General features: G+C 56.2%; 13 protein-coding genes. 4 read left to right on the forward strand and 9 right to left on the reverse strand.

Annotated elements, in window-relative coordinates:
- Positions 1-432: 432 nt before the first annotated feature.
- A complete protein-coding gene (locus H5U02_09975; protein ID MBC7342751.1) occupies positions 433-2,148 on the forward strand; it encodes a methyl-accepting chemotaxis protein in 1,716 nt (571 codons plus the stop codon).
- Between the two features lie 322 nt (positions 2,149-2,470).
- Here the strand turns inward: H5U02_09975 and H5U02_09980 are convergent, their stop codons facing one another.
- Entirely contained in the window at positions 2,471-2,965 is a 495-nt protein-coding gene (locus tag H5U02_09980; GenBank protein MBC7342752.1) for a hypothetical protein, read from the reverse strand.
- A 272-nt stretch (positions 2,966-3,237) separates the two neighbouring features.
- On the opposite strand from H5U02_09980, the gene H5U02_09985 reads away from it, so the two are divergent.
- The 3 genes from H5U02_09985 to H5U02_09995 all read left to right on the forward strand — a co-directional run bounded on the left by H5U02_09985 (position 3,238) and on the right by H5U02_09995 (position 4,821).
- On the forward strand, positions 3,238-4,230 hold the full coding sequence (locus H5U02_09985) for a hypothetical protein (GenBank protein MBC7342753.1): 993 nt from the start codon (positions 3,238-3,240) through the stop codon (positions 4,228-4,230).
- A 26-nt stretch (positions 4,231-4,256) separates the two neighbouring features.
- Positions 4,257-4,457 carry a hypothetical protein gene (locus tag H5U02_09990; protein MBC7342754.1) on the forward strand — a complete coding sequence of 67 codons (201 nt, stop codon included), beginning with the start codon at positions 4,257-4,259 and terminating at the stop codon, positions 4,455-4,457.
- A gap of 172 nt (positions 4,458-4,629) precedes the next feature.
- Positions 4,630-4,821, forward strand: a complete 192-nt coding sequence (locus H5U02_09995) for a ferredoxin (protein ID MBC7342755.1) — start codon at positions 4,630-4,632, stop codon at positions 4,819-4,821.
- Between the two features lie 63 nt (positions 4,822-4,884).
- Here H5U02_09995 and otsB read toward each other — a convergent pair whose 3' ends face one another.
- The 8 genes from otsB to H5U02_10035 form a co-directional block, all read right to left on the reverse strand.
- Positions 4,885-5,697, reverse strand: a complete 813-nt coding sequence (otsB, locus tag H5U02_10000) for a trehalose-phosphatase (protein MBC7342756.1) — start codon at positions 5,695-5,697, stop codon at positions 4,885-4,887.
- Between the two features lie 47 nt (positions 5,698-5,744).
- Positions 5,745-7,277, reverse strand: a complete 1,533-nt coding sequence (locus tag H5U02_10005) for a trehalose-6-phosphate synthase (protein MBC7342757.1) — start codon at positions 7,275-7,277, stop codon at positions 5,745-5,747.
- A 45-nt stretch (positions 7,278-7,322) separates the two neighbouring features.
- On the reverse strand, positions 7,323-9,485 hold the full coding sequence (locus H5U02_10010) for an amylo-alpha-1,6-glucosidase (protein ID MBC7342758.1): 2,163 nt from the start codon (positions 9,483-9,485) through the stop codon (positions 7,323-7,325).
- Between the two features lie 67 nt (positions 9,486-9,552).
- Entirely contained in the window at positions 9,553-11,013 is a 1,461-nt protein-coding gene (locus tag H5U02_10015; GenBank protein ID MBC7342759.1) for a glycosyltransferase family 4 protein, read from the reverse strand.
- A 166-nt stretch (positions 11,014-11,179) separates the two neighbouring features.
- A complete protein-coding gene (locus H5U02_10020; GenBank protein MBC7342760.1) occupies positions 11,180-11,518 on the reverse strand; it encodes a UPF0175 family protein in 339 nt (112 codons plus the stop codon).
- A gap of 291 nt (positions 11,519-11,809) precedes the next feature.
- The gene (locus H5U02_10025) at positions 11,810-12,670 is read right to left on the reverse strand and encodes an aminotransferase class IV (protein ID MBC7342761.1); all 861 of its coding nucleotides are present in this window, start codon (positions 12,668-12,670) and stop codon (positions 11,810-11,812) included.
- Entirely contained in the window at positions 12,649-14,085 is a 1,437-nt protein-coding gene (gene pabB, locus H5U02_10030) for an aminodeoxychorismate synthase component I (GenBank protein ID MBC7342762.1), read from the reverse strand. Before pabB ends, H5U02_10025 begins: the two co-directional genes overlap by 22 nt.
- Before the next feature lie 63 nt (positions 14,086-14,148).
- Positions 14,149-14,554 (reverse strand): aminodeoxychorismate/anthranilate synthase component II (locus H5U02_10035; protein ID MBC7342763.1); only part of this gene is annotated, 406 nt, incomplete at its 5' end.

A 14,554-nucleotide genomic window follows, 5' to 3' on the forward strand; every position in this document is an offset into this window, starting at 1 on the left:
GGGGGGGGGGGGGGGGGGGTAGTCCCCACCCATCTTCCTGTCTAAACCACGTATCAAAGAGCCTAGCGGCTTTCTCGCCAGAAAGGTCCTCTCCCTCACCAGTAGAGTCCAGTTCCACTCGGTCTCCCCCGGGGAGTCATGTAATAGCCATCGGCCAGAATCGAGCAGAAAAGTGCTGGCGGGGCGTTGCGGCCGCCCGTGACCTCTGGTTTGTTGCCGGTACCCGCGCTGCTTGACGCTACCGTTCTCCGCCACAAGCACACTAGCATGGAGTGGCGGTGCGGAGCGGCACGGAGAACATGGTTCCTGACTGGCAAAAATCGGGAGCGATTGCTCTCTTTGGTTTTGGCCCTTAATGTTATGTCCGGCCGTGGCCGGCTGTGGGGTTTCGGGTCTTGTTAACTAACACTGGGAATCGAAAGGAGTAGGCACATGCACAGATGGTTCTCTGACCTTAAGGTTTTTACCAAAATCCTGATCCTGGCCCTGGTCCTGCTTTCCCTGAACGCGGCCACCGGCGTCTACTGCTGGCGAACGATGGCGAGCCTGCACCAGGGCCAGGTCAACATATATAACAACGAGCTGGTGCCGGTAGCTCTGTTGGGAAATATCCGGGAAAGCACCATGTACAACAGCCGGGCTGTGGCCGAGCACCTGGCCACTACTGATCCGGCCAAAATGCAACAGCTGGAGAAAGATATTCAAGATCACTCCGCCCAGACTGACCAATGGGTGAAGCAGTATGGAGCTATCGAGATGAGTGCCCGAGAAAAGGAGCTGTGGGAAGAGTTTGTTTCGGCGCGCGAGCAGTATCACCCTTTACGCAAGAGGGTACTGGAACTGAGCCGGGCAGGGAACAAGGCTGAGGCTCTAAGGGCCAACCAGGAGGCAATTGGGGCCCGGGACCGCATGCTCAAAGCTGCGGATGACTTGGCGGCTCTCAGCCAGGCCTTGGCCGCAGAAATTCATCAGCAGGGCGAAAAGCAGTTTGGCAGCGCCCGCACCCTGTTCCTCGTCATCCTGGCTCTGTCCCTGGCCTTGGGCGTGACAGCCGCCATTTGGATTGGGCGGAGCATTAGCAAACCCCTCAAGGTACTTGAGCAGGCGGCCGGCGCGGTGGCCGGGGGCGACCTTACTCCCAGCTGGAATATTGCCAGCCGGGATGAAGTGGGCTCTCTGGCATCCTCTTTATCGGCCATGCTGGCAAGCCTGAGAACGCTGGTTGGGCAGATTCACGATTCCTCCAAGAACCTGGCGGCGGCCGCCGAAGAGCTGAGCGCTGCGGCCGAACAGAGTACCCAGGCTACCACTGAGGTGGCCCAAACAGCCCAGGAGCTTTCCGCGGGAGCCGAACGCCAAAACCAGAGCGTACAGGATACCATGGCTGCTATCGAGCAGGCCTCAGCCGGAATCGAAGAGATTGCTGCCACTGCCCAGGAGGTGGTTGCCTCAGCCAGTGAAGCGGCCAAGGTGGCCAAAGAGGGGCGCCAGTCTATGGACCGGGCGGTGACCGAGATGGCGCGCATCCGGGAGACCGTGGAGGGAGTCTCGGCCACCGTCCACAGCCTTGGACAGCGCTCTGCCACGATCGGTCAAATTACCGATCTCATTACCGACATTGCCGACCAGACCAACCTCTTGGCCCTTAATGCCGCCATTGAGGCTGCCAGGGCCGGCGAGCAGGGACGGGGTTTTGCAGTGGTGGCTGAAGAGGTGAGGAAGCTGGCCGAGCAAGCGGAAAAGGCAGCCCAAGAGATTTCGAGCCTCATCAGTCAGGTTCAGGATGATACCCTGAAGGCAGTGCAGGCTATGGAGGAAAGCCTTGAAGTTGTAAAGACGGGCAGTCAGGTCATCACCAGTGGCGGCAAGGCGTTTACCCAAATTGAAGGCATGGTTAACGAGGTGTCCCAGCGGGTTCAGCAGGTATCGGCTTCCACTCAGGAGATGGCCAAGGGCAGCGAGGAAATGGTACGGGCAGTTAAGACAATCAGCGAAGTTGCCGAACAGGTGGCGCAGGCGGCCCAGGAAGTGGCTTCTGGCAACGAGGAGCAGTCAGCTTCGGTAGAAGAGGTATCGGCATCAGCGGATTCCCTGTCGAAACTGGCGCAGGAGCTTCATGGGGTAATTTCTAAGTTCAAGCTGGCTTAGGGGTTCGCTTTTCCAAGCTATGCTTTGGAATCTACTCGCTGCGTAGTTCATGAGCCCCGGTCCGCTTCAGGGGGGCCGGGGCTTTTTATTGCCGCCTATGTTTGCCATCTTCTGACATGCGCTTCCTCCGGAAAGAGCCCAAAATTCGCGCTCTGAAGGCCCTATCTGCCCGGGCGAGGGAGGGTTTCTTGCCAACCCGGAGATCGCCGCTTACCCGCTTATTTCTGGCCGTATTTTCGGTGCCCAAGCATTGTGTCCCGGCCTTCCTTTTTGGCTACGAGCGCTAGCACAGGTAGCATGGAATATGGTTTGGCAAGGGAGTTCAGACGGGAAGAAACACCTCCAGGACTTTGTCGGGGCGCTTTCTCTGGTTGGTGTAGACTTGTTTAGCCTCCAGATCCACTAGGACCATGTGCACCTCCCAGGATCGCCCCAGCCTCCAGCGCGAGCCGCCCGCAAGGCGAATCCCCTCCACTCGCTCCCGTACCCGCGAAGCCAGTCGCCAAGGAGAAACCAGCACCCCGGTAACAATGAGGTGACGGCCAGTCCCGGGATCCTCCAGCAGACCCCCCACCACGCTGCGCAGGTAGCGGGCAAAGGAGTCGACATAGTGGTGGGACATCTCCGCCCCTACCCAGCGCACTAGCAGGTACTCCCGCGACCAAGTGCGCCGGGTGCGGCTATCGCCTACAATGCCTGCTCGAGAACGACCAAAAAGGTCGATTTCAAAACCGTAGAGAACCAGGTTGTACTTGAGCTCGTAGTGCTTCTCGTAGCGATGGGCCAAAAGCTCTATATATTCCTTGCGATTCAGCATCAAATTCGGCTCCCAACCAACCCCAAAATCAACCCTGAGGCTTCGAAGGCGCAAGCAAACCGCCCATACTTACCGATTTTACTTTAATTTAACGGAATTCTTGGCACAAGCCCCCGGCTCCCAGCGGTCGAATTTGCGGACTGAAAAGTAGTACTTGCGCCCCAATGGCAAAGGCCATATTCCTTGGCCAGGCGGGCATACTAATCTCATAAGAGCGCCATTCCCAAGCCCAAATCTATGCCCAATAGACCGGAAGGGAGCTAGGTCGGTAATTGTCCCGAGAAAACCGCCTTCGGCTAATACGCAAAATCGAAAGCCTGCGCCAGTCGGCAGTAATCGCTTACATCACTGGGGATAGGGAAAACGTAGGCACCCGGGTGGCACCGGATATCATCCGCATTTTCCATCAGCACCTGGAAGCCTTGGGGACCAAACCGCGAATCGATCTTTTCCTTTACACCCGGGGTGGAGATGTGCTCACCCCTTGGCGGCTGGTCAATCTGATCCGAGAGTATACCGATTACTTTTCGGTACTGGTGCCTTTCCGCGCTTATAGCGCCGGCACCCTCATCTGCCTAGGCGCCAACGAAATCGTGATGGGGAAAATGGGAGAGCTCGGCCCCATCGACCCCAGCGTAGCCAATGCCTTCAACCCCCAGGACCCGGTTAACCCCCAAGCGCGTATCCCGGTCAGCGTGGAAGACGTCTCTTCCTATCTTGCCCTAGCCCGAGAAAAGGCCCAACTGAGCGGTCCGGAGCTGGCGGAGGCCTTTGTTGTTTTGGCCGAAAAGGTGCATCCCCTAGCCCTAGGCAACGTCCACCGCAATTATGCCCTGATCCGCTCCCTAGCCTATAGGCTGCTCCGCCTCCATTACCCGCCCGAGAAAGAGGGTCTCATGGCCGAGATCGTGAACAGCCTCACCGAAAGGCTTTATTCCCATAACCACATGATTTCGCGGCGGGAAGCCCGGGATGATATTCATCTCCACGTCACTTATCCCGACGCTGAATTGGAAAAGGTCCTGAACAAGCTCTACACCGATTACGAGGCCGACCTGCAGCTATTGGAGCCCTTTAATCCCGCCCTGCTTCTGACCCCCAACCAGGCTCAAGTAGATTTTGAAGTCAGTGGCGGGATAATTGAAAGCTCGGCTCGATTGGACTCCTTCGTGTTTAACGGGACCGTCAGCCGCAGTATGGGCCCAGACGGTCTCCCTAAGGTCAACGTAGAAATGACTTCCCAATGTTGGAAGCGACTAGTTTAAGGGAAAGCAATGAGTGGAGGGATAAAATGGCAAAGGTATACCGGCGGATCAAGGGCACGCGGCCCAAAGCCCTAAAAAGGAGTGCCAGGTACTTGGTGTTTTCTCAAGGTTCGGGGTATGTAGCCACCGATTATCGGTTCCCCTGTCGGCCGCTAGCGGCTCCAGCCTCGCCGCCCTTAATCCTCATCGATACTTCTAACCCTAGTAGCGCCCAGGATCCGCCCTAAACAGCTCAAAACAGCCAAACGGCGCCGTTTACCTGGCCCCGAGGCCACCACATCGCCGTTGGTCTCGGAAAGCTCAATTCGGGGTTGGGTTCCATAAACTGGTAGGCATGAAACTTCCTGCCGCGGAAATAATGGATGAGGAAATCATCTGGTTCATCAAAGGAGGATCTGCATGCAGGTAACAGTAGATCAAGATCTCTGCATCGCTTGCGGGGACTGTATTGACGTCTGCCCGGAAGTATTTGATTGGAACGAAGAGGGCCTTTCCCATGTGATAGTGGACACCGTTCCCGAAGATGTGGAGGATGAATGCCGGGAAGCGGTGGAATCTTGCCCCACCGAAGCCATCAAAGAGGTCGGTTAGGGCAACGCAAAGCAGGCACTTCCAACCCGACGGCGAGCTGGTCTTGGTAGGCCAGTTAGGGCATCAAAGCAGGCAACGCCGGATCAGCTCGCGAAGGGAACTGGGCGAGGGCAGGCGGTAGCAAGCAGCGGTTGGGCGCTGGGCTTCGCCGATGTAGATGGTAACGGCCTCCCGATGCTGGCTGAGGGCCTGGAAGGCATCTTCATCGGTGATGTCATCGCCGGCATAGAGGATCATGGTTCCCGGGTGGAGTCTCCCCGGCCAAGCTGCCACCAGCCGCGTTACCGCTTGACCCTTATTCATCCCCCGGGGCCGCACCTCGACCATCTTCTTGCCCCTGAGAATCTCCAGATCCCACTTTTCCAAAAAATCTCCCGCCCAGGCCAGAAACTGAGGCACTACTCTGGCTACCTCAGCTGGGCTCGCCCCCCGGTAGTGGAGGGCTAAAGCTATACCCTTATCCTCCAGGAAAAACCCAGGTGGCTGCCTAAGCATTCTAAGCAGCTCTCGGGTTTTGCTGGCCAAGCCGCGCAAGGCCAAGTTTACCACCCTCTGGTCGTCCAGATAGCTCACATACTTACCCTCTGGGGTAATGGCCTCGCCACCGTGCAGGCCCACCAGGTACAAATTGAGGCCGGCAAAAAACTCGGCCAGCTCCCTCACTCGCCGGCCGCTAATGATACCCACCGTATAGCTGGGCCTAGCCGCTAGCTGCCCCAAAAAGCTTAATAAATCTTCATCCGGCCGGGCCCAGGCCGGATGGGAGACGATGGGCACCAGAGTGCCGTCATAATCAAAAAGTAGTAGAGCTCGAGGGGATTTCCTCAAGCTCATAAGCCTAGACTCTAGGCTCTCTCCTCCTACCTTATCGCCCATCTGCTACTTTTGCACCCTCTCCCACAAGCTACCATGGTCTTGGGCTTTTACTCCAGCAATTTGCCAACCGGCCTGGCATCAGCCGGCCTGGCGTCGGGCCCAAGCTGGGCCTCGCTCAGGGGGCCAGCAATAATGGGGAGGCTGACACTGGTCTCGTAAAAGGCCTTAAGAAAAGTGCCTAGCCACCAATGCACATCGTGGCTCTTAATCTTCTTCCGCAAGGCAGCCAGGCGCCGCTGTTGCTCGTCCAGCGGCATAGTCAGGGCCCGCCGGACCGCCTCTCGGATCTCGTCCGGACAGTAAGGATTTACCAATAGCGCCTCCTCTAGCTCTTCCGCCGCCCCGGCAAAGCGGGATAGAACCAAGACGCCGCTATCCTTCCGCGAGGCTATGTATTCCTTGGCCACCAGGTTTAAGCCATCGCGGAGGGGAGTCACTAAGGCCACATCGGCCATGGCATAGTAAGCGCACAAGTCCTCCCGCCCCAACGGGCGCTCAATATAGTAAATAGGAAGCCAGCCCAGGGTTCCAAAGCGCCCATTTATCCGCGCCACTTGGCGCTCAATCTCGGCCCGCAGGTTGTCGTAAGTATCTAGGCCCGAGCGGGTAGGCACCCCCACCTGCACCAGGCTGGCCTTGCCCCGGTATTCGGGATACTTTTCCCAGAGCGCTTCCATGGCCAAGAGCCGCTCCACTATGCCCTTGGTATAATCCAGCCTCTCCACTCCCAGGATGATCTGCTCAGCCCCTATCGCTTCCCGAGCCTGGCTAGCTTTGGTCCTGACGGTTTGGCTCCGGGCCAACTGATCAAAGACGCTAAACTCGATGCCGATGGGTACCGCCATCACCTTAGTAACGTGGCCCTTGTAGCTGACCGTATTTTCCTCCCAGTCCACCCGGGCTCCTAGGATGGATTTACAGCTGGCCAGGAAGTTGGTGGCATAGCGCTCCAGGTGAAACCCAATTAAGTTGGAGCCCAATAGGCCTTCCAAGAGCTCATCGGCCCAGGGCAGGAGCTGGAAAACCTCTTCCTGGGGGAAAGGGATGTGCCAATAAAAGGCAATCCGTTGTCGAGAAACCGTTTGCCGCAGGATGCCGGGAAGCAAGGCTAGATGGTAATCGTGCACCCACACCCAATCTAGGGGTGAGGCTTCATCCAGTACCGCCCAGGCAAATTTCTGGTTCACCTTGCGGTAGCCTTCCCAATCGCGGGAACGAAACTTGCACTTGTCCACAAAATAGTGGCATAAAGGCCATAAGGCCCCGTTGGCTACCCCGTGATAGTAGCTTTCGATTTCCTCTGAGCTTAGGCTAATGCCGCGAAGGGAAAGAAACTCGCTTACGGCCTGGCGGGTCACCCCGCTGGTATCAGAGGCTTGGCCATCCCAAGCCACCCAAACTCCTCCCACAGAATTGATCAACGGCTCCACGGCTGAGACTAGCCCGCTAACCGCTTGCGCCGGGCGATCCGAACCTTTGGCCGCCAATGTGGCGGGTCCCCGGTTAGAAACTAGAATCAGCTTTCCTTTCTCCCCGCTTCTGGAGCCCGCTGGTCTCCTCAGGTGCTTACGTCCATCCAAGTTACCCACCTCCCGATCGCTCAAGACGCCGCTAGCAACGCTCGGTTAAGCCTCGATGGTCACGCGCACTGGTCCTTCGCGGCGCAAGACATTGCAGTAAATCTTGCCTCGGCTCTGACCAAACTCCAGATCTACCTTGGCCTTGCCCACCTGGAGATCGCGAAGATGAAGCTCGTTCACCCCTCGGGGCAGCAAAGGAGTCTGGATATGGATCCCCTCCCCGTTGACCTCAAGCCCCAGCATGCTCTGCAAGAGCAGAATATTGCTTCCCACCGCCCATGCCTGGGGATCGCAGGCGGTAGGGTAGTGCACTGGCCCGCCAAGGAAGCGCCGGGTAAACCCGCAAAACAGTTCCGGTAGCCGGAAGTAAGTGAAGCTAAAAGCAGCTTCCCACAGCCCGTTAGCCAGTTTCTCCATCAGTTCCAGATGCCCGTATCTTCTTAAGCCCCGGGCAATGATAGCGTTGTCATGGGGCCAAACTGACCCGTTGTGGTAGCTCATGGGGTTATAGGCTTTCTCCCGCTTACTCATGGTGCGGATCCCCCACCCCGAATACATATCCGGCTCAAATAGCCGCCGCGCTACCCTCTCCGCATGATAATCCGGTAAAACCCCGGTAAAAAGGCAATGGCCTGGATTGGAAACGGTAGTGCTAATTTGGCGTTTATTGCCATCCAAGGCAAAGGCCATATAACCCAGGTTATCCAACCAGAAATCCCGCAGGAATTGTTGCTTAAGCTTTTGACTATCCTGCCACCAGCGCTCCGCTTCTTCAAACCGCCCCAAGGCACCCAAAAGCTCTGAGGCCCTTTGCATGGCTAGGTACAAGTAAGCCTGAACTTCCACCAAAGCTATGGGCGGCGAAGGCAGATACCCTTCAGGGGTTACCACTGCATCCCAGGAATCCTTCCAGCCTTGGTTGTCGAGTCCAATTGGCCCTTCGCGCTTGTATTCAACATAGCCATCGCCATCCAGATCCCCATAGTATCGGCACCACGCCAGCGCTTTGTGGAGGGGCCCCTCCAGCTCCCGGACCAATTCCAAGTCGCGGGTCCAGCGATAGGTTTCCCCTAAAACGATAATGAACCAGAGAGTGGAGTCGGCAGAGCCGTAGTAGGGGGTGCCCAGCACTTCTCCGCAGGCCGCCATCTCCCCAAACCTAAGCTCATGTAAAATTTTCCCTGGCTTTTCCTCCCGCAACGGGTCATCGCGTTGGCCCTGGAACTGGGCCAAGAACCTCAAGCTCTGCCGGGCCAGATCCGGATTCACCATTAGGGTCTCCCAGGAGGTAATCATGGCATCCCGCCCGAAGGGGGCGGCAAACCAAGGCACCCCTGCTTCTACGATGGACCCTAAACCGTCATACTCCGCACGTAAGGAATACAGGTCGGTAATATTTTGGTCAAACATGCGATTGAAGATCTCGTGATCACAACTAATGCTGGTACAGCTCCGCCTCCAAGCTCGATAGCTTCGGGCTTGCGCCAAGGCAGCCTCGCTAAAGGCAACGTCCAGATTGGTGCGGGAGCGGGCTTGTTCATATTCCCGGCCATAAAAAGGGCTTACCCTCAGGTTTAGATAGATCTTCTTTTGCGGGGGAAGAAAAATCCGGTATTCGGCAACTCCCAGTCCCTCCTCAATCCTTAAGCTCTGCGGCGCCGGGTCAAATTCGATCTGGGTCCGCCGCTCTACTCCGTCCAGCCCTCGGTAGCCAAAAGTAATGGCCGACGGCGACAGTTGTGGCGGCAGGTACTCCCCTCGCCTCTTTCTCTGGGTGCCCCGAATTTCAAAGATATCGCGGTAGTCAGCTCCCATCACCATCCGGAAAATCGCGGTTACCGGGTAAGGGTTAAAGTTAATCAACCGGCAGCGCTGCAATAGATCCCGCTTTAGCACCCTGAGGAGCCGCACATGCAAGCTCTGGATAGGCAAGCTTTCGCCGCTCTCCAAAACCATTTCCTCATTGGTAAACTCCTCCTGAACAAAGTGGCTCTCCCGAGTGCTGGAGGATAAGAGCACCGGCTTGGTCCGCTCAATGTAGAATTCAAAGCTGCTGAGGTAACGGGTATCCCGGTAATATAATCCTAATCCTCCTAGATTTCCCACCGGGACCGAACCGTTGACCAAGGAAATGAAGAAGGTCTGACCTTCTTTTAGAACCTCTGTTCGAATTGGGAGATCTTTAGGCGTAATCCTCAGGTCTTCCATGTCCACTAGCTGCTCTACCGGCACTAGGTTGCCACTCCTTGATGCAATGAGTTCTAGTTATGTCAAGTTATGTAAACCCGGCTTCGGTAAACCCGGTCTCAGATCGAGCCAAAGATACGGCTCTAGGAGCCCAATCCAATACCCGCTGGTAAAACTCTACCGTCTCTGAAGCCATTCGGGCTACGGTAAAGCGCTCCAGCACCAGCTTGCGACCCCTTTGGCCCATGGCCCGGGCCAGGTCGGGGTGAAGCAAGAGCTCTTCTATGGCCCTAGCTAAAGCCTGGCTATCGTCCTTGGGTATCACCAGACCGTTATAGCCATCGGTAATGATCTCCGGCATCCCTCCGGCCCGACTGGCGATCATAGGCTTGCCGGCTGCCTGCGCTTCCAAAAGAGCCAGCCCAAACGGCTCTTCAAAGCAGGAAGGGTAAATGCAGATTTCTGCCGCCTGGTAAAAGCGAGGCATTTCGTCCCAGGGAATAAAATGTACATATACGTAGTCTTTCAGCCCTAGCTCCTCAATTAATGAGGATACATACCTCACTTCCGACGCGTGTTCCCTCTCCCAGTCCACCGCCTGCTCGGTGCCTGCCAGCAGCAGTAGGACATTGGGGAACTGGCGGATGACCGACTTTAAGGCCTGGACGCTCAAATGGCTACCCTTTTCCAGGCGCATCCTGGCCGGATGGAACACTACCCTTCGCCCCGCCAGGAGCTCCGGCGGCAGGCCCGGCAGGAAATGATCCGATCCAGGCTCAGAGGGAGTAAACTGAGTAGCATCAATGCCGTGGTAAATTACGGTAATGCGCTCGGCCGGATAGCCGCTGGCAATCAAGGCCCCCTTGATATAATTGCTGACTGCGATTACCCCATCCCAGATATCTATATAGCTGAGCAACGCTTCCCAAGTAGCATCCGCCCAGACATTGTGCGCCGTCAGCACCAGGGGAAAACCTTTTTTCTTTTTCAATGTGGCCAACGCTTGGGCATGGGTTGGGCTAAAATAGTGGAAATTGTGGGCATGGACAATATCGGGATTAACCTCATCCAGGAACTGCTCAATCAGCTCCTCAATCTCAGCTGACCGCCTGGCTATATCGGCCGAGCTCAAGTAGTTTAGGTCAATTAAAGGGCTACGCCAGATGTCCATGCCCCGCCACTGCAGCCTCTCGACCAGCTGCTGATTCCCATCTGGCCCGGGGGACCCATCCGGCCCAGGTGGCCCATCCGGCCCAGGTGGCCCATCCGGCCAGCTTCGCCCACCTGCACCTGCCGGTCCCAATCTTTGGCCGGCACTATGCTTTTCTGGCCATCCCCGCCCTTGATCGGACCTGGCCTCAAACCCCGCAGGAGCCAGCCCTTTCGATGCCCCCGCCCAGGAGGCATTATTGGACCGGGTGGGATCCAGGCCGGTCAAGAGACTAACCTGGTGGCCTTCCCTCACCAGCTCCGGCCCTAGCAGGGCCAAATGACTCTCTACTCCTCCGATAGTCGGGGGAAAGGCCCAGTGCAACATCGCCACACGCACCCACTCACACCCCCGTTCATCGGTAGACATGAAAACCTACCGGATGCCGATAGGTTACTAGGAGTTCGAACCAAGCCGTATATTGCTTCAAACGCAAATAGTATAGCATATTTTTATAGGCGGGAAAACTGGCAGAATTCGCCGAAGGGAGCCAAGCTGACCATAATTAGCGGCCTAGGTGCCACTTTCCTTTCCTTTCCACAAATTCTCGCGCCAACTTATGTTCGTAGGTTAGGTTGGAGGATAGGGATAAGCTATTCCCGCGAAAAGGATGCTTTATTTGGCCTGATATTGTCTTGGCCTCCCACCCTGGCTCATGTACGATCGGTGTACCTTGCTCATCAAGAATCTCATTGAACTCAAAGTAATCAACGCCCAGCATATCCGCGCATTGCCTCAGGGTCATTCTTCCCTCGCGATAAGCTTGTACAGCCTCTTTCTTATTGATCTCGCGAAGGGCTATGGATATCAGCTGTTGGATGGCGGCCGAGCGATCGAATAAAATCTCGCTGCCGCGGAACTAAGACGGTTAGGCATCGGCATAACCTCGGTTAATCCCGACCTCCACCACTTCCTGGTATACTTCTTGCGGGCAGATTATCAACCCCGGCAGTTGCTTCAGCAAATGAAGCCTGCTTATTTTTGCAAGGGAGACCAAAAAAGAAGAGTCTAAAACGTATTTGGGCAATCATCGCACCCGCTCTTAAGGTATATAGCCTCGGGCCTACACTGGAACCATTGGTATTAGTGAAAAAGCAGCACTTTCAATTTCTCAGGGCTTTACCTGTCCGGATTCTTACCTGCCAAACTGTTTAACCGCGATTTCCCGGTAAGCCTCACGCAGCGCCCTTGCAACCGGTCCCGGCGCCCCGTTGCCGATAGCCACCCCGTCCAAGGCGATGAGCGGCATTACCTCAAGTAGGGAGTTGGTCAGAAAAGCCTCCCTGGCTTTCAAAAAGTCTTGGGGAAAAACTGGCTGTTCGGAAACCGAGAAGCCAAGTTTACTCGCCAGCATGATTATCCATTCCCGGGTGATCCCGGGCAAAAGCCCGCTCTCCGGTGGGGGTGTGACAATTCGCCAGTCCCCCAGAACTAGGAAGACGTTGCTAATGGTTCCCTCCGTCACTTCTCCCATGAGGTTTAAAAAGATCCCCTCGTCAGCCCCGGCTGCGGCAGCCTCCTGCTTCCCAAGCAGGTTCTCCAGGTAGTTCAGGGATTTCAATCCGACTAGGGGAGACAACTGGTTGCGAGGGAAACTTACGGTTACCGCTTTAAAGCCCCGCTCGTAAGCATCCGGGGAGTATGGTTCTCCGATACTGGCGGTGATCACCACGGTCGGCTTGCCCTGGGGAGCCAGCAGTCCCCGGGGTACCTTACCGCGGGTCACCGTTACCCTGAGGCTCCCGTCAGTAGGGCCAAAGGTTCCAAGGATCCGATCCATCCCCTCTGTAACCAACTGGACGGGACAAGGCATCTGCAAACGTTCACATCCGGCTGCTAGCCTGGCTAGATGCCGCTGCCAGACAAAAGGCCTGCCCTGGTAGACCCTGACAGTCTCGAAAAGACCGTCACCGTAAAGAAATCCCCTCTCCTGGACGCTCAGGCAGGGCTCCTCTTCGTCTATTATACGCTCGTTTACCCAGGCAATCCCAGACATTTCGGAATGACCTCCTCTCTGCACCCCAGGGCATGCATCAGGGCGCGCCCCTTGTGGATGCTCTCCCAGTACTCCATCTCCGGGTCGGAATCAGCGACGATTCCACCACCAACCTGGAAATAAGCCTGCCCGCCTTTAATGATAAAGGTCCTAATGACGATATTCAAATCGGCTGATCCGTCGAAGCCTAGGTATCCGATGGAGCCAGTATACACCCCTCGCTTGACCGGTTCCAATTCCTCGATGATTTCCATCGCCCTAATCTTAGGAGCTCCTGTAACTGATCCCCCAGGAAAGGTAGCTTTTAAGAGATCCACTAGGTCCCTGCCGGGAGCAAGGGTTCCCCTAACCGTTGAAACCAGATGAAAAACAGTGGGGTACTCCTCGAGGGTGATCAATTCCGGTACGTGAACGCTGCCGTAGGTACAGACCCGGCCGATATCGTTGCGCTCCAGGTCGATGATCATTGTCAGTTCGGCCCGGTCCTTAGCGCTGTTCAGTAGTTCGGTACGTAGCCGCAAATCCTCAGCCGGATCCTTGCCCCGAGGGCGCGTTCCCTTAATCGGCCTGGTCTCAACTTGCCTACCTCTTACCTGAAGAAATCTTTCCGGAGAGGCGCTGGCTATAACCAGCTCCGGGTAGCTAAGGTAGGCTGCAAAGGGTGCCGGATTAATCATCCGCAACCGCCTGTACAACGTCCATGGTGAGACAGAAAGCTGGCAGGAAAAGCGCTGGCTAAGGTTGGCCTGGAAGATATCGCCGGCAGCAATGTAATCCTTCACCTTCTGTACCGCCTCGCAATAAGTACGACGGGTAAAGTGACAGGTAAAGTGAGGAGTTGTCATTTCCTCAAAGAGCTTTTTCGGGGACCCGTTACCTTGTCTGGGCAGTACTATTAGGTGCTCGAGTTCCTTCATTCTCTCTTGAGCACGTTCAGTTGATAACCCACAGTTACCGGTCACGCCGGTAGATGTCAGGTAGGCCTTGCCCGCCAGGTGATCGAAGACGACCAGCCTGTCGTAGAAACCGAGGTAGCAGTCGGGTACGTCAAGATCATCCACTGCCATGTCCGGAAGCTTCTCAATCTGCCTGCCGAGGTCGTAGGCAAAGTAGCCGAAGGCTCCAGCAGCTACGGGCACCGGCACAGAAGGGGCGGTAACCGCCCGGCAGCAGTCAAGTAGTTCACGGAGGACGGCAAAGGGATCTCTCCTCCATTCCTGCCACACCCCGTCCTGCCAGGTTGCAACCAGGTCTTTTTTAGATTTGAATACCAAGAAGGGATCGCTTCCAATCAAGGAATAGCGCCCGAGCCTCCCAGCATTCATTCCGCTGTCCAGGAAAAAACTGAAGGGGCGTTCACGGAATGTCTCAAAAAGAAGGACCGGGTCCTTATACGGTATTTCCTTAATAATCAATGTTGGACACCACCTGGCTGACCAGTTAGGGTCTCATACTGGGCATCCGGGAGCTTCGGTCCATCATCTTCCCTTGAGCCAGTAATCCTCCGCCAGTATGACAAAATTCTTTAACAATTTTTTCCCCTCCCCTGTAAGGATGGACTCAGGATGGAACTGCACCCCCTCCACAAGCAGTTCCCGGTGGCGGACACCCATGATCTCACCTAGGTCCGTCTCGGCAGTGATCTCAAGGCAGGCCGGGAGGCTTTCCCGTCGCAGTATAAGGGAATGGTAACGGGTTGCTTCAAAGGGATTCTGGAGGTTTTTGTAGATGGTGCCTCCATCATGGTAAACCAGAGAGGTCTTTCCGTGCATGAGGCGGTCGGCCCGGACTACTTCCCCGCCAAAGGCCTGTCCGATTGCCTGATGCCCCAGACAGACACCCAGGATTGGTATCCGGCCGGAGAGGCTGGCGATAAGGTCCAGA

The sequence above is a fragment of the Clostridia bacterium genome, assembly GCA_014360065.1.
Taxonomy (GTDB): Bacteria; Bacillota; DSM-521; order Neomoorellales; family JACIYF01; genus JACIYF01.

Coding starts and splice junctions, on each gene's coding strand:
- H5U02_09975 (MBC7342751.1), top strand. CDS start 433: ATGCACAGATGGTTCTCTGACCTTAAGGTTTTTACCAAAATCCTGATC.
- H5U02_09980 (MBC7342752.1), bottom strand. CDS start 2,965: ATGCTGAATCGCAAGGAATATATAGAGCTTTTGGCCCATCGCTACGAG.
- H5U02_09990 (MBC7342754.1), top strand. CDS start 4,257: ATGGCAAAGGTATACCGGCGGATCAAGGGCACGCGGCCCAAAGCCCTA.
- H5U02_09995 (MBC7342755.1), top strand. CDS start 4,630: ATGCAGGTAACAGTAGATCAAGATCTCTGCATCGCTTGCGGGGACTGT.
- otsB (MBC7342756.1), bottom strand. CDS start 5,697: ATGGGCGATAAGGTAGGAGGAGAGAGCCTAGAGTCTAGGCTTATGAGC.
- H5U02_10010 (MBC7342758.1), bottom strand. CDS start 9,485: ATGGAAGACCTGAGGATTACGCCTAAAGATCTCCCAATTCGAACAGAG.
- H5U02_10025 (MBC7342761.1), bottom strand. CDS start 12,670: ATGTCTGGGATTGCCTGGGTAAACGAGCGTATAATAGACGAAGAGGAG.